This is a genomic window from Microbacterium aquilitoris (assembly GCF_031932285.1).
Classification (GTDB): Bacteria; Actinomycetota; Actinomycetes; order Actinomycetales; family Microbacteriaceae; genus Microbacterium; species Microbacterium aquilitoris.
On record NZ_JAUZVT010000002.1, the window covers coordinates 553225 to 573894 of the forward strand.

Sequence of the window (20670 nt, forward strand, 5' to 3'; positions counted from 1 at the left end):
GCTGCGACGGCTTTTCTCTCAGTGCGTTCGACGGTGTCCCGTCGCGAGTCGATCGGTCATCGATCGCCCCGGTGGGCTGTGTGCGCCAGGCGGACGACGGCGACGTCGCCTCCTGCCAGCACCAGCGTGTCCCGGACGTCGGCCTGCGTGAGCAGGTCGGTTCCGGTGGTCGTGAGCGATACCTGTTCGGTGCCGTGGTTGATCGCGACGAGGTAGTCGGAGTCGGCTCCTCGGCGCACGATCGTCTCCACGCCGTCAGGCGTGCCGGGCACGTCGACACCCGCGTCGGCGTAGACCTCGCGCATGATCGCGCGGAGGCCGTCGGCATCCGGTCGTGTGCTGATGTACCAGCCGACACCGTCACCGTGGACGTTCCGCGTCACGGCGGGACGGCCCTCGGCGGGCCCGGCGGTGTAGGTCGCGCGGACGTCGGCGGTGGTGACGACGAGATCCTCCTGCCAGATGTCGGCGGCGAAGACGTGATCGTCGACGCGGATGCCGGTGACGTGTCCTTCGCGCAGGGGCAGGTGCTCCTCGACGCGGACGCCGAGCGCATCCGCCAGCACGGCGCCGTAGCCGCCGGGGTGGACGGCATCGTTCTCGTCGACGACGGCGGAGAAGAACGAGACGACGAGGGTGCCGCCCTGCGCGACGTAGGCGGTGAGGTTCGCGGCATCCGCTGCGGTCAGCAGGTACTGCGACGGGACGACGACGAGACGGTAGCGCGAGAGGTCATGCCCGGGGAGGGCGAAGTCGACGGTGATGTCGTCGCGCCAGAGCCGCTCGTAGAAAGCCCTGATGCGCTCGTCGTGGCTGACGTCCTCGGACGGGCGCCACTCGAGGTCCTGCGCCCAGAACGACTCGAAGTCCCACAGGACGGCGACGTCGGCCTCGACGCGCGACCCCTGTACCTCGGCCAGACGGCCGAGCTTCGCTCCGAGGTCCACGACCTCGCGGAAGACACGCGACTCGGTACCGGCGTGCGGCAGCATCGCGGAGTGGAACTTCTCGGCGCCGGAGCGTCCCGCGCGCCACTGGAAGAAGAGGATGCCGTCGGCTCCGCGCCCGAGGTGGCTCAGCGAGTTCCGCGTCATCTCACCGGGGCGCTTCGCGACGTTCCGCGGCTGCCAGTTGACGGCGGAGGTGGAGTGCTCCATGAGGATCCAGGGCTTGCCGGCTCCAACGGAGCGGCTGAGATCGGCGGCGATCGCCAGGCCGATCTCGCCCTCCTCGTCGGCCGCCCACAGGTAGTGGTCGTCCGAGACGATGTCGACCTCGTCCGCCCAGGCCCAGAGGTCGACGCCATGGTGCTGGTTGGCCATGAAGTTCGTCGTGATGGGCTGCGAGGCGTGCTGACGGATCGCGGCCTTCTCGATGCGGAAGCACTCCCGCAGCATCTCGTCCGTGAACCGCGCCCAATCGAGCTTCTGCGCGGGGTTGATGGTCGACGGGGCGGCGGCGGGTGCGCCGACGTGGTCCCACTCCTCGTAGTGCTGCCCCCAGAACGCGGTGCCCCAGGCGGCGTTGAGGCCGGCGATCTCGCCGTACTTCGCCTGCAGCCAGAGACGCCAGGCCCGGACGGAGTGCGGGGAGAAGTCCTCGCCGACGGGCACGCCGTACTCGTTGTGGATGTGCCACAGCACGACGGCCGGGTGATCGCCGTAGCGCTCGGCGAGAGCGCCGGCGATGCGGGCGATCGCTGCGCGGTACTCGGGCGCCGAGTGCGAGACCATGCCGCGGGCGCCGAAGCCCATCGGCACGCCGTCCTTCGTGACGGTGCGGGCCTCGGGGTACTGCGCGAAGAACCACGCCGGGGGAGAGGCGGTCGGGGTGCCGAGGTCGACGGCGATGCCGTTCTCATGGAGGAGGGCGATGATGTCGTCGAGCCACGCGAAGTCGAACTCGCCCTCGCGGATCTCGAGGAGACCCCACGAGAAGATGCCGATGCTCACCATGGTGACGCCGGCCTCGCGCATGAGGCGCACGTCCTCGTCCCACACCTCGCGGGGCCACTGCTCCGGGTTGTAGTCACCGCCGTAGGCGATGCCGTCCAGGTGCGGCCAAGCGGGGGTCGTCATGGTGCGAGAGCCATCCTCATCGATCGGGCTCCGTCCCCGTCGCGCCTCCGAGAGGCGGCTGGGACCGGTAACAGGTTCGTCACGGAGTCTATGCGGGATGCCGCGGCCAGACCGGCCCCCGTTACCGGATTGTGACCGGTCCCAGTCCCCGTCCGGGCGGAGGGCGCCCGGGGTATAGAGTCGGCGCGTGGTCCTCCCCTCCGAGCGCAGGCGTCCCACCATCCGCGACGTCGCGGAGGTCGCGGGCGTCTCGCACGGCACCGTCTCGCGGGTGATCAACGGCGGTCGCTGGGTGTCGGAGGAGTCCCGCCTCGCGGTCGAAGCCGCCATCCAGGCCACGGGCTACACCGTCAGTCACGCCGCGCGGGCCCTCGCCACGGGCAGGGCGAACTCGGTCGCGTTCCTCTTGACGGAGCCGCAGCACCTCTTGTTCGCCGACCCCACCTTCGCCCTGCTGCTCCGCGGCGCGACCGAAGCTCTCGCCGCTCGGGACATGACCCTCGTGCTGCTCATCGCGGAGCATCCGTCGCAGTACGCCAACATCGAGCGGTACGTCCGCGCGGGGCACGTCGACGGTGTGCTCCTCATCTCGTCGCATGAGTCCAACCCGCTCCTCGCCTCGCTGACGGCGGCCGGGGTGCCGACGGTGTGCTCGGGAGTCCCGCTCGGGGACCGCGCCCACGTCCCGACGGTGTCGGTCGACGAGGAGGGGTCGGCGCGGGAGATGACCCGCCACCTCCTCGACCGCGGGTACGAGCGCATCGCCGTCATCACGGGACCCGACGACACTCCGGGCGGTCGCTACCGGCTGGTGGGGTTCCGCGAGGAGATGGGCGAGAAGTTCGACCCGGCCCTCGTGGAGCAGGACGTCTACTCCAGCGTCGCAGGCGAGGCCGCCATGACCCGTCTCCTCGGGCGCGCTCCCGACATCGACGCGGTGTTCGCGGCATCCGACGTCATGGCCGTGGGCGCGATCGCCGCTCTCCGCAAGGCCGGACGGCGCGTACCCGAGGACGTCGCGGTCGCGGGATTCGACGACTCGGGACTCGCGGCGACGACCGACCCGCCGCTGACCACGATGCGTCAGCCGTGGACCGAGATCTCGCGCCGGATGGTCGAGGTGCTCCTCGACGTCGTCGACGGGGGCGCCGGCGGATCGATCGTGCTGCCCACGACGCTCGTGCCGCGCGCGAGCGCCTGAGCCTCCGAGGGCGGAGCACCCGTCATGAACGACGGCGGGTGCCGCGTCGCCCGTAGAATCTCCAGGTGACTTCCGGCGGCTCCTTCTACATCACCACCCCCATCTACTACCCGAGCGATCTGCCCCACATCGGGCACGGGTACACGTCGGTGGCGGTGGACACGCTGGCGCGCTGGCACCGCCAGTCGGGGGACGACACCTGGATGCTCACCGGCACCGACGAGCACGGGCAGAAGATGCTCCGCGCCGCGACCGCGAACGGCGTCACGCCGCAGGAGTGGGTCGACAAGCTCGTCGAGGAGTCGTGGTTCCCGCTCCTGAGGACGCTCGACGTCGCCAACGACGACTTCATCCGCACGACGCAGCCCCGCCACGAGGAGCGCGTGAAGACCTTCGTGCAGGCGCTCTACGACAGCGGCTACATCTACGCGGGCGAGTACGAGGCGCTGTACTGCGTCGGCTGCGAGGAGTTCAAGCCCGAGGCCGAGATCGTCGACGGCACCGGACCGTTCGAGGGCCTCAAGGTGTGCGCGATCCACTCGAAGCCGCTCGAGCTCCTGCAGGAGAAGAACTACTTCTTCAAGCTCAGCGAGTTCCAGGACCGGCTCCTCGAGCTCTACAAGACCCAGCCCGACTTCGTGCGCCCGGATTCGGCGCGCAACGAGGTCGTCTCGTTCGTCCGCTCGGGCCTCAAGGACCTGTCGATCTCGCGCTCCGCGTTCGACTGGGGCATCCGCGTGCCGTGGGATGACTCGCACGTCATCTACGTGTGGGTCGACGCGCTGCTGAACTACGCGACCGCCGTCGGGTACGGCGATGACCCCGAGCAGTTCGAGCGCCGCTGGCCGGCCTACCATGTGGTCGGCAAGGACATCCTGCGCTTCCACGCCGTCATCTGGCCCGCCATGCTGATGGCCGCAGGGCTCGACGTCCCGAAGGGGATCTTCGCGCACGGCTGGCTGCTCGTCGGCGGCGAGAAGATGTCGAAGTCGAAGCTCACGGGCATCGCGCCGACCGAGATCACCGACGTCTTCGGATCGGATGCGTACCGCTACTACTTCCTCTCGGCGATCGCCTTCGGCCAGGACGGCTCGTTCTCGTGGGAGGACCTCTCGGCGCGCTATCAGGCCGAGCTCGCGAACGGATTCGGCAACCTCGCCTCGCGCACCGTCGCCATGATCGGCCGGTACTTCGACGGCGTCGTGCCGACCGCCGGCGAGCCCACCGAGATCGACCTCCGGGTGCAGCGGACGGTGGCGGAAGCCGCGACCGCTGCGGATGCCGCGATGACCGCGTTCCGCCCCGACGAGGCCATCGCCGCCATCTGGCGGATCGTCGACGACCTCAACGGGTACATCACCGAGAACGAGCCGTGGGCGCTCGCCAAGGACGAGGCGAAGCGCGAACGGCTGTCGACCGTGCTCTACACGGCCGCCGAAGGGCTCCGCGCGCTCGCGGTCCTGCTGTCGCCGGTCATGCCGCAGTCGACCGCGACGCTCTGGGACGCCCTGGGCGCCCCCGGCGAGCTCACCGCGCAGCCGCTCCGCGAGGCGGGCACGTGGGGCCAGCTCCCCGCGGGCAGCCGGGTGAAGACCCTCGCGCCGCTGTTCCCGCGCGTCGAGCAGACGGCATGACGACCGACCCCACCGACCCGAGCGGCTACGTCCGCCAGCGCGAGCAATCCGCCCGGGACGTGCGGTGGCCGGACGCCCCGGAGCCCCTTCCGGTCGCCGTCTACGACAACCACGCGCACCTCGAGATCGAAGACGGTGACGAGCCGCGCGGTCTCGACGAGCAGCTCGCCCGCGCAGCCGCGGTCGGCGTGATCGGCGTGGTCCAGGCGGGCGGCGACATCGACTCCTCCCGCTGGTCCGCGTGGGCCGCGGCATCCCACCCCGCCGTGCTCGCCGCGGTCGCCATCCACCCCAACGAAGCGCCCGCCTACAAGCAGGCCGGCCGTCTCGACGAGGCGATCGCCGTCATCGACGAGCTCGCGGCCCAGCCGCGCGTGCGGGCCGTGGGGGAGACGGGGCTCGACTTCTTCCGGACGGACGAGAGCGGCATCCCCGCGCAGATCGAGAGCTTCGAGGCGCACATCGACATCGCTAAGCGCCACGGCATCGCGATGCAGATCCACGACCGCGACGCCCACGGGGCGGTCCTCGAGACCCTCGAGCGCGTCGGCGCCCCGGAGCGGACCGTCTTCCACTGCTTCTCGGGCGACGCCGACATGGCGCGCTACAGCGCCGAGCGCGGGTACTGGCTGAGCTTCGCCGGCAACGTGACGTTCAAGAATGCTCAGAACCTCCGCGACGCCCTTGCGGTGACCCCGCGCGAGCGGATCCTGGTCGAGACCGACGCGCCGTTCCTGACGCCGACGCCCCACCGCGGACGCCCCAACGCGCCGTACCTGGTGCCCGTCACGGTGCGCTTCATGGCGGCCGAGCTGGGGATGCCGGTCGACGAGCTCTGCGCGCAGCTCGCGCAGAACACGCTCGAGGTCTACGGGGCTTTCAGCGACTGAGCCCGCTTCGGCCGAGGCTTCCGTCGCGAGTCGATCGTGAGGGGCGGCCTCGTCGTCGACCCCGGCACGAGTTCCCAGGGCAGGTCGACGACCCGTGGTGCGTCGTCCAGGAGCGCCGCGGGCAATGTCTCGAACATCGCCTCGGCGGCGAGGTCCGGGCGGATGCAGACGTGCGTGACGCCGAGCCTGCGGTTGACCGCGCAGTCGGTCGTGCAGAGGGCGACGAGCTGCACGTCGCGGGGGATGACGAGGCGCATCTCCTCGAGCTGCAGGTAGACGTCGGGGCCGTCCTCCGCGCCCGCGAAGATCGCGTCCGCGCCGTCGGCGAGGGCGTCCGTGAGGAGGCGCGGGAGGGTGCGGCGGGACGCATCCACCGCCCGGACGAGGGGCTCGCGCCCGCGGACCGAGCTCCAGATCTCGTAGGCGGCCCGGCCGATCTCGTCTCGAGGCTGTCGGCCGTCCTCGGTGAGGAAGACGATCCGCTGGGCGCCCGCCCGCTCGAGTTCGTCGAGCCCCGCCCGGACGGCGGCGTCGTAGCCCGTGCGGATGCTGAGCCCCCGCGAGCCGTCGACGAACTGGTCGTCCGCGACGATCGGGATGCCGCGGGCGATCGCCGCGTGCAGCAGGGGCTGGTTGCCGCGGGCGTCGGGGACGTAGAGCGCGTCGAGGGTCGTCCCCGAGATGAGGTCGGGGTTCGAGTCCGACAGGACTGTGACCGTGAACCCGTGCTCCGCTGAGGCGCGGACGAGCGAGATGAGCTTGCGGGCACGCTGGAGCTCGCCGCGTCGATCGCTCTCGGGGTCGTCGACCATGACGAAACCGACGGTCATGGTCCGCCCGCTCCGGAGTGCGGCCGCGTGACGGTTCGGGACGTAGCCGAGTTCGGCGGCGAGCGCCTTGATCCGTTCGCGGGTCTCGGGGCGCATGCTGCCGCGGTCGTTGAGCGCCTGGCTGATGGCCGCCGTCGACACGCCGGCGGCGCGCGCGATGTCCTTCAGCGTGACGCTCGGACTCACGGCTGTTCGCCCTCGTCCGGGGAGATGCCCTCGCGGGCGCCCGGCAGCACCGTGCGGATCGCGTCGGCCCAGTCAGCACCCGCCCCCGACGACGCGAGCGTGTGACCGCGGGCGATGAGCTGGTGGAGGAGGACGCCGGAGAAGTGGCGGAGGGCCGTCTCGACCTCGGGGGAGTCGCCGCGGCGACGGGCGCGGGTGAGCTCCTCGTCGAGGACACCGTGGACGAATCCGCGGAGGTCGACGACCGACGGCGCGACCTCGTGGACCCGTCGGGCCGCGGCGTGGCGCTGAGCCGCGGCCTGGACGATCTCGCGCGCCTGACCGACGGTCTCGGCCTCGTCGACGGGGGCGTGCAGGCGGATCGTCTCGAGGTCGAGGAGCTCGACACCGGGGAGGAGCGCCACCTCGGGATCGACGTTGCGGGGGAGGCCGAGGTCGATGACGACCTGCGCCGCCGTGCTGCCGGCGCGGGCGGTCGCGTGCGAGAAGGCCTCGAGGGCGAACGTGTCGGTCGTCGCGGTGCAGGTCACGACGACATCGGCGGCGGCGGCCTCGGCCGCGTAGTCGTCGACGCTCACGTGGACGAGGTGCTCGCGGTTCGCGAAGCGCTGGCGACCCGACCGGGAGTGGACGCGGATGTCGGTGGCCCCGACCGCGCGGAGGGCGGCGAGTGCAGCGGCGGCGTAACGACCCGTGCCGACGAGCAGGACGCGGGCGGTGTCCCAGTCGACGCGGGAGCTCACCAGGTCGACCGCGAGACGGACGAGCGAGCGGCCGGATTCACCCAGCCGCGTCGTGTTCTTCACGGCGCGCGATGTCTCGGTGGCGCGCTGGAAGAGGTGCTCGAGGGGAGCGGTGGTCAGTCCGCGCCCGCGGGCCGCCTCGAGCGCGCGGCGCACCTGGCCGGCGATCTCGTCCTCGCCGACGGCGACCGAGTCGAGGCCGGAGGCGACGGTGAAGAGGTGGTGGGCGACCTGATTGCCGTGGGCGAAGTCGACGTTCTCGCGGAGAGCCCGGTAGTCCATGTCGGCGGCGCCGGCGATGGCCTCCATCGCGGCATCCATCGCGGGGACGGGGGAGGCGAGGTCGGGCTCCTCTGCGAGGTCGAAGTAGGCCTCGAAGCGGTTGCAGGTGGCGAGGACCACAGCGCCGCGCACCGAGTCGTGGACCGCGGACAGACGCTCTGCGAGGTCGTCGCCGACCGTCGAGAGCCGCTCGAGCGAGTCGAACGGTGTGGAGCGCTGATGCGCGGTCAGGCAGACGAGCACGGTGCGGAGAACCCCCTTGGATCGCGACTAGTATATCGATTAACCGATTCGAGGAGTTCATCATTCCCGGCCTCAGCCACCCCCTCGTCGCCGCACGCACCCGCGAGTCGCGGCTCGTCCGTGCACTTCTGGGCGACCGCCCCGACATCACCCCCGTCTGGTTCATGCGCCAGGCGGGTCGTTCGTTGCCGGAGTACCGTGCGCTGCGCTCGCAGGGGACGATGATCGAGGCCTGCCTCGACCCCGCCCTGGCGAGTGAGATCACGATGCAGCCGGTCCGCCGTCACGGCGTCGACGCGGCCATCTTCTTCAGCGACATCATCGTGCCGCTCGCCCTCCTGGGCATCGACGTCGAGATCGCCGCGGGCCGCGGCCCCGTCTTCTCCCAGCCGCTGCGGACCGCCGCCGACATCGCCCGCACCACGGCGATCGATCCGGCGCTCGTGACCGAGCGCGGTGAGGCGATCGCGGATGCCGTGGGCCGGACGACCGCCATGCTCGCCGACCTCTCCGAAGAGCGCGGTGAGCCGTTGCCGCTCATCGGGTTCGCCGGGGCCCCGTTCACCCTTGCTGCCTACCTCGTCGAGGGCGGTCCGTCGAAGGATCACCTCGCGGCTCGGCGCCTCATCCACGAGGACCCGGCCGCATGGCGGGACCTCACGATGTGGCTCGCCGAGGTCACCGGCCGCTTCCTCGCCCTCCAGATCGAGGCGGGCGCGAGCGCGGGCCAGCTGTTCGACTCGTGGGCGGGTGGGCTGAACCCCGACGACTACCGCGCATCGGTGCTCCCGGCATCCGTCGCCGCGCTGCAGCACGCGCGATCGCTCCCGCTCCCCGAGGGCGTCGATCGCCTGCCGCTCGTGCATTTCGGCGTCGGCACCGGCGAGATCCTCGCCGACATGGCCATCCCCGACATCGACGCGCTGGGCGTTGACTACCGGGTCCGCCTCGCCGACGCGCGTCAGCGCATCGGGCGCGACCTGACCTTGCAGGGCAACCTCGATCCCGCGCTGCTGTTCGCCCCCGAGGCCGTGCGGACGGCGGAGGTCCACCGCATCCTCGAGGACGGCCTCGCCGCGCGCGCACACGTCTTCAACCTGGGTCACGGCGTTCCCATGGAGGCCGACCCCGATGCGATCTCGGCGGTGGTGCGGACGGTCCACGACTGGCGGGCGCCGTGACCCACGAGGCGACCCACGACGTGATCATCGTGGGTGGCGGTATCGCCGGTCTGACGATCGCGTGGGAGCTCGCGCGGGCCGGTCGTGACGTCGTCCTCCTCGAAGCATCCGACGACGCCGGGGGGATGCTGCGCCGCGGCGCGGCCGCGGGCCTCGAGGTCGACCTCGGCGCCGAATCCTTCGCCACGCGCACGACGGGCGTCGCCGATCTCGTCGCCGACGCGCGGCTGCCCGTGCAGCTGGTCGAACCCGCCCCCGGGGGAGCGCACGTCGCTTTCCGCCGCCGGTCCGGCCGGGTGGACCGCGCGCCGCTGCCGCGTCGGGCGCTCGTGGGCATGCCCGCGGAGCCTCTCGCGGCCGACGTCGTGCGCATCCTCGGTCGTCGCGGTGCCCGACGGGCGGCCCAGGAGCGCCTCCTGCCGATGCCCGTCGGCGCCGAACCGTCGCTCGCCGAGCTCACGACCAGCCGCTTCGGCGCACGTGTCACGGCGAGGTTGGTCGAGCCGCTGTGTCGGAGCGTCTACTCGCAGAGCGCGGAGTCCGTCCGGCTGTCCTCGCTCCACCCCGTGCTGTGGGAGAAGGCGCAGGCCGCCGGTTCGCTGACCGCCGCCGTCGATGCGCTCGCGCCCGCCGTCCGTGCGGGGTCGGCCGTCCGCGGGGTCGAGGGTGGCCTGTGGCGTCTCGCCGCCGAGCTCGAGGCGGTGGCGCTCCGCGCGGGCGCGGTCATCCGCACGGGGACGCCGGTGCGTGCCGTGACCGCGACCTCCGTCGACCTCGGCCACGAGACCCTGTCGGCCGCCTCCGTGGTGATCGCGACCGGGCCGACCGCCGCCGCCGAACTCCTGGGCATCGACGTCGCACCGGCGCCACCCGTCGGGCTCGTCGTCGCCGAGGTTGCCTCGGACGGGTTCGACGCCTTCCCCGTCGGGTCGGGCGTGATCGCGGCCCCCGACGTCGACTGCGCCGCGAAGGCCCTGACCCACGTCGACGCGAAGTGGCAATGGGCCGCTGCAGCCCTCCCCGCCGGGTCTCACCTCGTGCGGCTGTCCGCTCGCGAGGGCCGTCACGACGAGCTGACGGATGCCGCCGGTGCCGCCGCCGCCATCCGCACCCTGACCGGGGTCCGGGTCTCGCCGGGGGACGTCCGCCGTGTCGTCCCCGTCTCGTGGCCCGACGCCGTCGCGACACCGCCCGTTCGCCAGGCGGTCGCCGCCGCGGCGGCGGAGCGCGGCGTCCGTCTCGCGGGAGCCGTCGCGGCCGGGACCGGGCTCGCCTCGGTCATCCCGCACGCGCGCGCCCTCGCCTGCGACCTCACCACCCCTCCCACCCCCTCCGAAGGAGTACGTCATGTCCACTGACGAGACGCCTGATCCCGGCCTCGGCTACACCCTGTTCGCGATCCTCGCGGGACCGCGTCCGCGCATCGGCACGCCGACTGCGGGCGAACTCGACGCGCTGCGCGCCGTCGCGGACGGGTTCGCTCCGGACGGAGTGACCCTGCGCGGGCTCTACGACGTGACCGGCATGCGGGCCGAGGCCGACCTGATGGTCTGGCTGCACGGCGAGGACCCCGCCGCCCTCCAGAAGGCGCTCCGGCAGCTGCGTCGGACCGCCGTCCTCGCCTCCTTCACGAACGTGTGGAGCGCGATGGGCGTGCACCGCGAGGCCGAGTTCAACAAGCGCCATGTCCCCGGGTACCTCCGCGGCGAACACGCGCGCGGGTGGCTCTGCCTGTACCCCTTCGTCCGCAGCTACGAGTGGTACCTGCTCCCCGAGGAGGACCGTTCGCGCATGCTGGCCGAGCACGGCCGCAAGGGCGCCGTCTTCCGCGACGTCGTCGCGAACACGGTGTCGACGTTCGGGCTCAGCGACTACGAGTGGCTGCTGCCGCTCGAGAGTGACGACCCGATCAGCCTCGTCGACATGATGCGGGAGCTCCGGGCCACCGACGCGCGACGTCACGTCCGTGATGAGGTGCCGTTCTACACCGGGCGGCGCGTGGAGATCGACGAACTGGCGGAGGTCTTGTCATGAGTGCAGAGAACATCGGATCCGTGAACCCGGAGTTCCGTCCCAAGCCGCCACGCGCGCGCGGCGTGGTCGTCGCCGAGGGCGCCGTCATCCCGAACGCGACCGAGGGCGCGCGCGCGGGCGATCCGCACACCACGATCCCCGTCGACTACGACGGCATCCTGCTGCTCGGCTTCGGCGGGCCCGAGGGTCAGGACGACGTCATCCCGTTCCTCCGGAACGTCACGGCGGGCCGCGGCATCCCGGACGAGCGTCTCGAGGAGGTCGCGCACCACTACCGCCACTTCGGCGGGGTGTCGCCGATCAACGAGCACAACCGCGAGCTGAAGGCGGCGCTCGACGCCGAACTCGCGGCCCGCGGACTCGACCTGCCCGTCTACTGGGGCAACCGCAACTGGATGCCGTACGTCACCGACGCGATCGACGCGGCCGTCGCCGACGGGCGGCGGAAGCTCCTCGCCATCGCCACGAGCGCCTACAGCTCGTACTCCTCGTGCCGGCAGTACCGCGAGGACCTCGCGGACGCCGTCGAGGCCACCGGTCACCAGACCGACGTGCAGATCGACAAGGTGCGTCAGTTCTTCGACCACCCCGGCTTCGTCGCGCCCTTCGTCGACGGGATCCGAGCGGGCATCGCCGAGCTCGCCGAGCGCGGCATCACCGACCTCGCGAACGAGGTCGAGATCCTGTTCTCGACCCACTCGATCCCCACCTCCGACGCCGACCGCTCGGGTCCGCCCGAGCGCGGATTCGGCCCGGGCGGCGCGTACGTCGCTCAGCACTTGGCCGTCGGCGAGGAGATCATCTCGCGGCTCGGGTTCCCCGGCGCCTGGCAGCTCGTCTTCCAGAGCCGGTCCGGCCCGCCGCAGGTGCCGTGGCTCGAGCCCGACATCAACGACGCGATGCAGGAGCTCCCGGGGCGTGGTCGCAAGGCCGTCCTCATCGTGCCGCTCGGGTTCGTGAGCGACCACATGGAGGTCATGTGGGATCTCGACACGGAGGCGATGGAGACCGCGGAGGAGCTCGGCCTCGTCGCCGTCCGCACCGCGACCCCCAGCACGCACCCGACCTACGTAGCCGGTCTCGTCGACCTCGTCGAGGAGCGCCTGAAGGGCACGCCCGCGGCCGAGCGCCCCGCGGTGACGGACCTCGGTCCCTGGTACGACGTCTGCCGTCCCGGCTGCTGCGAGAACAAGCGGCTCGGCTTCCAGCCGGCGCTGTCGGGCGTGGCGCCGTGACCTTGCGCCTGGGGACCCGGGCGAGCCTGCTGGCCACGACCCAGTCGCAGCACGTGGCGGATGTTGTGGCCGCGGCATCCGGTCGAGACGTCGAACTCGTCCCCATCACCAGCGAGGGCGACGTCCTCACGGGGCCGCTCGCGCAGATGGGCGGCACGGGTGTCTTCGCCACGGCCCTTCGCGACGCGCTGCTGCGGGACGAGTGCGACTTCCTCGTGCACTCGATGAAGGACCTGCCGACGGCGCCGTTCCCCGGCATCGTCGTGGGCGCCGTGCCGGTCCGCGCCTCGCAGCGTGACGTCCTGCACTCCCGCGACGGGCTGTCGCTCGACGAGCTGCCCGCCGGCGCCCGCGTCGGCACCGGCTCGCCGCGCCGCGTCGCCCAGGTGCTCGCCCGGCGCCCGGATCTCGTGGTCGAGGGCATCCGCGGCAACGTCGACAGCCGCCTGCGCAAGGTCGCCGACGGCCAGTACGACGCGATCGTCCTCGCCGAGGCCGGCCTTCGTCGCATCGGCCGCGACGCCGCCATCACGCAGGTGCTCGACTGGCCGACGTCCGCCGCGCAGGGTGCGCTGGCCGTCGAGATCCGCGACGGGGATGCCGCCGTCGCCGACGCCGTGCGCCTCATCGAGGATGCCGACACGGCCCTCGCCGCGAACCTCGAACGCGCCGTGCTCCGCCGGCTCGAGGCCGGTTGCGCCGCCCCCGTCGCGATCGACGCAGAGCATCACGGCGACACCGTGACACTGATCGCGCACGTCTACGCCGAGGACGGCCGCCGCTCGGTCGCCGCCTCGCGGCTCCTCGATCCGGACGTCGACGTCGATGCGGCTGCGGCCGACGTCGTCGCCGAACTGCTCGAGGGCGGTGCCGCCGACCTCGCCGACCTGGCCGGGTCGTCCCGATGACCGGCGGCCTGCACGGCGCTCGCGTCCTGGTGCCTCGCGCCGGGGCGTGGGGGGAACGCGTCCGCGTCGACCTGCACGCCCGGGGCGCGGAGGCCGTCGTCGCCCCCCTCATCTCGTCGGCGCCGCCGCGCGACACGGCCGCCCGCGACCGCGCGTTCACGGCCCTCGCCGACGGTGCCTACGCGTGGCTGTTCGTCACGAGCGCCGCGAGCGTCGAGCAGCTCCGCCAGCACGCCGTCGCGATCCCCGCGACGACCCGCATCGCCGCCGTCGGTCGTGCGACGGCCCGCGCCGTCGCCGACGCGGGCTGGGAGGTCGACTTCGTCCCCGCCGGCGCCTCCTCGGCGACCGCCCTTGTCACCCAATGGTGCGCCGATCGGGCCCCGTCGAGGACGGGCCGCGCGCTCGTCGTCCGGAGCGATCTCGCCCAGGCCGTCGTGAGCGACGAGCTCGACGTCCGCGGGTTCGGCGTCGACGTCTGCATCGCCTACCGCACGGTCGGGGTCGACCTCGACCCCGCCGTCGCCGACGGGCTCCGCTCCGGCGAGATCGACGTCGTGCTCCTCACGTCGTTGAGCGTCGGCCGGGAGCTCCGGAGGCAGGTCGGGACCCTCCCGGCATCCACCCTCGTCGCCTCGATCGGTCCCGGCACGACCCGCGACGCCACGGCCCTCGGTTTCACCGTCGGTCACACCGCCCAGAGCCAGAGCATCGACGCGTTGATCGCCGAGCTCGACGCCCGCGTCCCCTCGGAGAAGTCCTCATGACCTCGTTCCCCACCCGCCGCCTCCGCCGCCTGCGCGGCACCCCCGCGCTCCGCCGTCTCGCCGCCGAGCACCACCTCGTCCCCTCGCAGCTCGTGCTGCCGGTGTTCGTGAAGGAGGGCATCGACTCCTCGCAGCCCATCTCGAGCATGCCCGGCGTGTCGCAGCATCCGCTCGACGCGATCGCCGACGTCGTCGACGAGGCGGCCGCAGCCGGCATAGGCGGGATCATGCTCTTCGGCGTGCCCGCCATGCGCGACGCGGTCGGCAGCGGCGCGACCGACCCCGACGGCATCCTGAACCGGGCGATCGCCGTCGCGGCGCGCGCCGCCGCGGGCCGTCTCACCGTGCAGGCCGACCTGTGCCTCGACGAGTTCACCGACCACGGACACTGCGGCCTGCTCGCCGCCGACGGCTCGGTCGACAACGACGCGACTCTCGAGGTATACGCCGAGATGGGCGTCGCGCAGGCCCGCGCCGGCGCCGACGTGCTCGGCCTCTCGGGGATGATGGACGGCCAGGTCGCTGCGGTCCGCGCAGGACTGGATGCCGCCGGCTTCGCCCACGTCGCGATCCTCGCCTACTCCGCGAAGTACGCCTCCGCCTTCTACGGCCCCTTCCGCGACGCCGTCGAGTCGACGCTGCAGGGCGACCGCCGGACGTACCAGATGGACCCCGCGAACGCGCGGGAGGGCGTCGAGGAGGCTCTCGTCGACATCGCCGAGGGCGCCGACGTCGTCATGGTCAAGCCCGCCATGCCGTACCTCGACGTGCTCGCCCGCGTCTCGGACCGCTCGAACGTGCCGGTGTGGGCGTACCAGGTGTCGGGGGAGTACGCGATGATCGAGCACGCCGCCGCGGCGGGCCTCATCGACCGCGAGCGGGCCATCGGCGAGAGTCTGCTGGGCATCCGCCGGGCCGGCGCCGACGTCATCCTCACCTACTGGGCCGTCGAGGTCGCGCACTGGCTGCGCGCCGGGAAGGAACTCGCATGAGCCGCAACCAGGAGCTGTTCGACCGTGCCCGCGGAGTGATCCCCGGAGGTGTCGACTCGCCCGTCCGCGCCTACGGGTCCGTCGGCGGGACGCCGCGGTTCATGGTGTCTGCGCAGGGCGCCTACGTGACGGATGCCGATGGCCGGGACTACGTCGACCTCGTCGCCAGCTGGGGGCCCGCCCTCCTCGGCCACTCGCACCCCGCCGTGGTCGACGCGGTCGTCGAGGCCGCCCGCCGCGGACTCTCGTTCGGCGCGCCGACGGCCGCCGAGACCGAGCTCGCCGAGGAGATCCGCTCGCGCGTCCCCGCCGCGGAGAGGATCCGCCTCGTCTCGACCGGCACCGAGGCGACGATGACGGCGATCCGCCTCGCGCGCGCCGCAACCGGCCGCGATCTGCTCGTCAAGTTCGCCGGGCACTACCACGGCCACTCCGACGGCCTGCTCGCGCAGGCCGGCTCGGGTCTCGCGACCCTCGCGCTGCCCGGATCGGCGGGCGTCCCCGCGCCGATCGCGGCGCAGACGCTCGTCATCGGCTACAACGACCGCGCCGCCGTCGAGGAGGTCTTCCGCGCTCACGAAGGCCGGATCGCCGCGATCATCACCGAGGCCGCCGGCGCCAACATGGGCGTCGTGCCCCCGGCATCCGGCTTCACGGCGTTCCTGTCGGAGATCGCGCACCGCAACGGCGCGCTCCTCATCAGCGACGAGGTGCTCACCGGCTTCCGGTCCTCGCGCTCGGGCTACGCCGGTGTGCTGGATGCGGCGGGGGAGCACATCGTCCCCGACCTCATCGCCTTCGGCAAGGTCATCGGCGGCGGGCTCCCCGTCGCCGCGGTCGCCGGTCGTGCCGACATCATGGACCTCCTCGCGCCGAGCGGCCCCGTCTACCAGGCCGGCACGCTGTCGGGGAACCCGGTCGCCGTCGCCGCGGGACTCGCGACCCTCTCGAACGCCGACGACGCGGTGTACCGCACGCTCGACTCGGTGGCGCACACCGTCGCGGACGCGGCATCCGCTGCGCTCACGGATGCCGGGGTGCCGCACGTCGTGCAGTGGGCGGGGACCCTGTTCAGCATCTTCTTCGGCGAGTCCGTCGTGCACGGCGTGCCCGACTACGCGACGGCGACCTCGCAGGACGCGGACGCCTACGGCCGGTTCTTCCACGCGATGCTCGATGGCGGCGTCTCGCTGCCGCCATCGGCGTTCGAGGCGTGGTTCGTCACGGCCGCGCACGACGATGCGGCCATTGCCCGGATCGTCGACGCCCTGCCCGCCGCCGCGAAGGCGGCCGCCGGCTGAGGACGCGGGGCTAGGGTGAGCCGCATGCCTCGTCGCCTGCTGTTCGCCCTGCCCGCGGCCCTCGTGGCGATCGGACTTTCGGGGTGCGGCGCGGCGGCTGCGGCGACGCCCGCCGAGATCGCCGAACGGGTCTCGCACCTCGGTGTCGACCCCGCGCTCGTGGTGACGACGACGATCGAGGGATACGACCTGGCGCCGCAGTCCGTGAACGAGACGGACGAGGGCGGCATGACCGCGACGTGGGCGAAGCCCGGCACGGGCGACATGATCACCGTGCGCACCGATCCGGGGGAGATGGATGCCGACGGCTGCGCCGCTCAGCAGTTGTGGGGCGGCGGCGAGGCCGCCTGCATTCAGGACGGCGCGACGTGGCACCGGTCGGCCGGGGGGATCGACGAGTTCGCCGTCGTCCAGGAGGGCCGAACGGTGGTGATCGTCGGCGGCGACGGCCTCGGCGCACCTCGGGATGATCTGGAAGAGGCCGCCGCGGGCCTGCGGGCTCCGACCGTCGCGGAGGTCGATCGGATGTTCGCCGAGGTGCAACGACGCCATGATCGCGGCGGACCCGTCGAGCGCGGCGACATTCCGGAGGACGGGGACGGCGCTCCCGTCGACCCGAGCGGCGAGGGCGGCTGAGCCGCCGATCATCAGGAAGCGCGGACGGCGGCGGGGTCCGGGGAGCCCGGCAACTAGGCTGGAACCCATGCCCGTCACCCTCCTCGGAGCCGCCGAGATCCGCGCCCTCGCCGCCGACCTCGACGTCACCCCCACCAAGAAGCTCGGGCAGAACTTCGTCGTCGACGCCAACACGGTCCGCAAGATCGTCACGGCCGCGCGCGTGACCTCGGCCGACCGCGTCGTCGAGGTGGGGCCGGGTCTCGGCTCGTTGACCCTCGCCATCCTCGAGACCGGCGCCCCGGTCACCGCCGTCGAGATCGACCACCGCCTCGCCGAGCGCCTGCCCGCCACCGCCGCGGCGCACGGCGTCCCCGACGGCGCGCTGACCGTCGTCGCGCAGGATGCCCTTCGCGTGAGCGAGCTCCCGGGCGACCCCGACGTCCTCGTCGCGAACCTGCCGTACAACGTCAGCGTTCCGGTGCTCCTGCACTTCATGGAGCACTTCCCGACCATCCAGCGCGGCGTCGTCATGGTTCAGGCCGAGGTCGGCGAACGCCTCGCGGCCCCGTCCGGTTCGAAGGTCTACGGCGCCCCGAGCGTCAAGGCCGCCTGGTACGGCAGCTGGCGCCTCGCCGGCACCGTCTCCCGCCAGGTCTTCTGGCCGGTCCCCAACGTCGACAGCGTCCTCGTCGGCTTCGAACGGGATGCCGCGGCCCGCGGCACCGAGGAGGAGCGCCTCCGCACCTTCGCGATCGTCGACGCGGCGTTCCAACAGCGGCGCAAGATGCTCCGCCAGGCCCTGTCCGCCGTCCTCGGCGGGTCGTCCGCCGCGGCCAGCGAGGTACTCGAACGCGCCGGCGTGGCGCCTACCGCGCGCGGCGAGGAACTCACGATCGAGGACTTCGTCCGCATCGCCCGCGCGTGAGCCCTCGGCATCCGTCGTCTCCTCTCGAAGCGACACCCACCCCCGTTCTCGTAGACTTCGCGCGTCATTCACCCCGTGTTCCCGAAACATGCCGGTAACATTTCAGAGCACGGCGGGGGCACCCGAGCTCTCGCACTGACGGAAGAAGTGACCATGCGCCGCGCCGAGCATCCGGCCGCCGAACGGATCCTGCTCCACCTGAGTGACACGCATCTGCGTGGCCCGGGACCTCGCCTGTTCGAGAGCGTCGACGGGGAGGCATCGCTGACCGCCGCTCTCGACGCCATCGAAACCAGCGGCATCGCTCCCGACGCGATCGTCTTCACGGGGGACCTCGTCGATCTCGGCGAGGCCGCTGCGTACGACGCGATCCGCGCGCTCGTCGAGCCGTTCGCCGAGCGGCTCGACGCACGGCTCTTGTGGGTCATGGGCAACCACGACGACCGCGGCGCCTTCCGCGAGCACCTGCTCGATCAGACGCCCGCCGATCCGACGGCACCCTACGACCGGGTCGACGAGCTCGACGGGCTCCGCATCGTCACCCTCGACACGAGCGTGCCCGGGCACCACCACGGCGAGCTCTCCGACGCCCAGCTCGCGTGGCTGCGCGGCGTGCTCGCGACGCCCGCGCCGCTCGGCACGGTCCTCGCGATGCACCACCCGCCGGTCCCGAGCGTCCTCCCGCTCGCGGCGAGCGTCGAGCTGCGCGACCAGAACCGGCTGGCGGACGTCCTGCGCGGCACGGACGTCCGCGCGATCATCGCCGGGCACCTGCACTACTCGACGTTCGCGACGTTCGCGGGGATCCCCGTGTCCGTCGCGTCGTCGACGTGCTACGCGCAGGATCTGACCGTCCCCGTCGGAGGTTCGCGTCCGCAGGACGGCGCGCAGGCGTACAACCTCGTGCACGTCTACGACGACACGGTCGTCCACTCGGTCGTGCCGATCGACGTGCCGCGGCCGCTGGAGTACATCGACCCCGCCGAGGCTCAGCGACGCCTGCGCGAGGCGGGCGTCACCGGCTCCGTCACGCGTGCAGCTCGACCGGGCGTGCCGGCGCTGCGCTGACCGCAGGATCCTCCCAGGGCGCGCGGACCGGGAAGAGCCGCTCGAGCAGACCCGTCACCGCGCGCACGCGCACCGCTTCGGGCACCTCGAGGTCGCCGCCGTCGTTGAGGCAGAACATGTCCACGTCTCCGCGCTCGGCGAGGCGCTCCATCCGTCGCAGCGACGCGGCCTGCGTCGTCTGGAAGTACCGCACACGCGGCGCGGTCGACGCGATCGCACGCCCCGTGAACTGCGCGTAGTAGTGGTACAGGCAGTTGGTCACCGACACGTCGGTCGCGGAGCGGAAGCGGGATGCCGCGGTGCGCCGGATCTCTTCGGGGAACTCCTGCTCGAGCTCGAACATCACCGAGCGGCGCAGCGGTGCCGCGCAGTGCTCGAGGTCGCGGACGATCGTGCGTCCGAAGCGCTCCTTGAGGAGTTCGCGGTTGAGGCGCAGCGCGTTGTCGTGACCGCTCCGTGCGACGCGGCGGGGCCCGGTGCCGATGCGGACGTCGCACTCGACGAACGACGAGACGCCAGCGGGGGAGAAGAACAGCTCGGGCGACAGCGGGCGGCCGAAGAACATGTCGTCGTTCGAGTACAGGAAGTGCTCCGACAGCCCTTCGATGCGGTGCAGCTGCGCCTCGACGGCGTGCGAGTTGTGCGTGGGGAGCACCGAGGTGTCCTCGAAGAACTCCTCGCTCCGGACGATCGTCACCTTCGGGTGGTCGAGCAGCCACGCGGGGGCGGGGGAGTCGGTCGCGATGAAGATGCGTCGCACCCACGGCGCGTACATGTGGACGCTGCGCAGGGCGTACCGCAGCTCGTCGACGTGGCGGTACCGGGCGGGTCCGTCGTCGCCGTCGCCGACGACGTACTCCGACAGCTGGGCCGCGCGCTGGCGCTGGAACTCGGACGACGATCCGTCGACCCAGGAGAAGACCATGTCGATCTCGTGGGTGACCTCGCCCGGGTGAGGGTCGAACATCCCGTGCAGCGTCTGCCACGTGCGGCCGTAGCGCTCGACGGTCATCGGCTCGACGTCCTCCGCCGCGAAGGCGCGCCGGGTGAGGTCGTTGGCGTGCGGAGCCTCGACGAGCTCCTCGCCGAAGCGCCAGAACTCGACCCGCACGCCGTGGCCGGCGCCGTAGCGCAGCTCGCCGGCGATGCGCGGACGGAACACGCGCAGCGACGACGGGCCCGACGCGCGCAGCCGCAGCTCGCCGAAGGGCACGGGCGTGCCTCCCTTGGCCTTCGCGTACAGCGGTTCGGTGACGGCCTGGTCCGTCAGCGCCGCGAGGGCGCGGTCGCGGTGAGCGAGGTCGACGACGAGACCGGGAACGGCGCGGGAGTGACGGATGAGGAGGTGTGGGATGCCGGCATCCGACAACGCACCGGCGATCAGCAGCAGGTCGTCGATGCGAGCCTGTTCGGGAGTGGTGTCGTCATGGCGCAGATGAAGCATGCCTCCGACGAGGACGATGTCCTCGCGTTCGAGGAGTGCGGTCCAGGAACCACCCTCGGACGGCAGTGCAGTCAGTCGCGCCATATGTTCTCCTTGTTGTGCATATTCGG

General features: G+C 72.2%; 18 protein-coding genes. 14 read left to right on the top strand and 4 right to left on the bottom strand.

The annotated features are described in order from the left end of the window. Positions 1 to 56 precede the first annotated feature (56 nt). Positions 57 to 2078, bottom strand: coding sequence for a beta-galactosidase (locus Q9S78_RS09460; protein ID WP_311857144.1), 2022 nt, complete (start codon positions 2076 to 2078; stop codon positions 57 to 59). Between the two features lie 187 nt (positions 2079 to 2265). On the opposite strand from Q9S78_RS09460, the gene Q9S78_RS09465 reads away from it, so the two are divergent. The 3 genes from Q9S78_RS09465 (at position 2266) to Q9S78_RS09475 (ending at position 5803) form a co-directional block, all read left to right on the top strand. Continuing rightward, positions 2266 to 3279, top strand: coding sequence for a LacI family DNA-binding transcriptional regulator (locus Q9S78_RS09465; protein ID WP_018188393.1), 1014 nt, complete (start codon positions 2266 to 2268; stop codon positions 3277 to 3279). Positions 3280 to 3344: 65 nt separating this feature from the next. After that, positions 3345 to 4913, top strand: a complete 1569-nt coding sequence (gene metG / locus Q9S78_RS09470) for a methionine--tRNA ligase (protein WP_311870083.1) — start codon at positions 3345 to 3347, stop codon at positions 4911 to 4913. Then, entirely contained in the window at positions 4910 to 5803 is an 894-nt protein-coding gene (locus Q9S78_RS09475) for a TatD family hydrolase (protein WP_311870084.1), read from the top strand. The genes metG and Q9S78_RS09475 overlap by 4 nt, the downstream gene beginning before the upstream one ends. Here Q9S78_RS09475 and Q9S78_RS09480 read toward each other — a convergent pair. Then, complete coding sequence (locus Q9S78_RS09480) at positions 5782 to 6819, bottom strand: LacI family DNA-binding transcriptional regulator (protein ID WP_020097018.1); 1038 nt, start codon at positions 6817 to 6819, stop codon at positions 5782 to 5784. The genes Q9S78_RS09475 and Q9S78_RS09480 overlap by 22 nt on opposite strands. After that, complete coding sequence (locus Q9S78_RS09485; protein ID WP_311857134.1) at positions 6816 to 8087, bottom strand: glutamyl-tRNA reductase; 1272 nt, start codon at positions 8085 to 8087, stop codon at positions 6816 to 6818. Before Q9S78_RS09485 ends, Q9S78_RS09480 begins: the two co-directional genes overlap by 4 nt. Positions 8088 to 8146: 59 nt before the next feature. Here Q9S78_RS09485 and hemE point away from each other — a divergent pair, with 59 nt between their 5' ends. From hemE to Q9S78_RS09540, 11 genes are all read left to right on the top strand, one after another. Then, entirely contained in the window at positions 8147 to 9268 is a 1122-nt protein-coding gene (hemE, locus tag Q9S78_RS09490) for a uroporphyrinogen decarboxylase (protein ID WP_376716547.1), read from the top strand. After that, positions 9265 to 10626, top strand: a complete 1362-nt coding sequence (locus Q9S78_RS09495) for a protoporphyrinogen/coproporphyrinogen oxidase (protein ID WP_311870085.1) — start codon at positions 9265 to 9267, stop codon at positions 10624 to 10626. The genes hemE and Q9S78_RS09495 overlap by 4 nt, the downstream gene beginning before the upstream one ends. After that, on the top strand, positions 10616 to 11302 hold the full coding sequence (gene hemQ / locus Q9S78_RS09500; protein ID WP_311870086.1) for a hydrogen peroxide-dependent heme synthase: 687 nt from the start codon (positions 10616 to 10618) through the stop codon (positions 11300 to 11302). The genes Q9S78_RS09495 and hemQ overlap by 11 nt, the downstream gene beginning before the upstream one ends. Next, positions 11299 to 12537, top strand: coding sequence for a ferrochelatase (locus Q9S78_RS09505; RefSeq protein ID WP_311870087.1), 1239 nt, complete (start codon positions 11299 to 11301; stop codon positions 12535 to 12537). Before hemQ ends, Q9S78_RS09505 begins: the two co-directional genes overlap by 4 nt. Continuing rightward, positions 12534 to 13445: a hydroxymethylbilane synthase gene (hemC, locus tag Q9S78_RS09510; RefSeq protein ID WP_311870088.1), complete on the top strand. Its 912-nt coding sequence runs from the start codon at positions 12534 to 12536 to the stop codon at positions 13443 to 13445. The genes Q9S78_RS09505 and hemC overlap by 4 nt, the downstream gene beginning before the upstream one ends. Further along, a complete protein-coding gene (locus Q9S78_RS09515) occupies positions 13442 to 14212 on the top strand; it encodes a uroporphyrinogen-III synthase (protein WP_311870089.1) in 771 nt (256 codons plus the stop codon). The genes hemC and Q9S78_RS09515 overlap by 4 nt, the downstream gene beginning before the upstream one ends. Then, the gene (gene hemB / locus Q9S78_RS09520; RefSeq protein ID WP_020097025.1) at positions 14209 to 15204 is read left to right on the top strand and encodes a porphobilinogen synthase; all 996 of its coding nucleotides are present in this window, start codon (positions 14209 to 14211) and stop codon (positions 15202 to 15204) included. The genes Q9S78_RS09515 and hemB overlap by 4 nt, the downstream gene beginning before the upstream one ends. After that, positions 15201 to 16505, top strand: a complete 1305-nt coding sequence (hemL, locus tag Q9S78_RS09525; protein ID WP_311870090.1) for a glutamate-1-semialdehyde 2,1-aminomutase — start codon at positions 15201 to 15203, stop codon at positions 16503 to 16505. Before hemB ends, hemL begins: the two co-directional genes overlap by 4 nt. A gap of 24 nt (positions 16506 to 16529) precedes the next feature. Next, entirely contained in the window at positions 16530 to 17141 is a 612-nt protein-coding gene (locus Q9S78_RS09530) for a hypothetical protein (RefSeq protein ID WP_311870091.1), read from the top strand. 67 nt (positions 17142 to 17208) lie between these two features. After that, positions 17209 to 18048 (top strand): 16S rRNA (adenine(1518)-N(6)/adenine(1519)-N(6))-dimethyltransferase RsmA, encoded by an 840-nt coding sequence (rsmA, locus tag Q9S78_RS09535; RefSeq protein WP_311870092.1) that lies wholly within the window; start codon positions 17209 to 17211, stop codon positions 18046 to 18048. A 153-nt stretch (positions 18049 to 18201) separates the two neighbouring features. Beyond that, positions 18202 to 19116, top strand: coding sequence for a phosphodiesterase (locus tag Q9S78_RS09540; RefSeq protein ID WP_311857127.1), 915 nt, complete (start codon positions 18202 to 18204; stop codon positions 19114 to 19116). Here Q9S78_RS09540 and Q9S78_RS09545 read toward each other — a convergent pair. After that, on the bottom strand, positions 19076 to 20644 hold the full coding sequence (locus tag Q9S78_RS09545; protein WP_311870093.1) for a stealth family protein: 1569 nt from the start codon (positions 20642 to 20644) through the stop codon (positions 19076 to 19078). The genes Q9S78_RS09540 and Q9S78_RS09545 overlap by 41 nt on opposite strands. Positions 20645 to 20670: the final 26 nt, after the last annotated feature.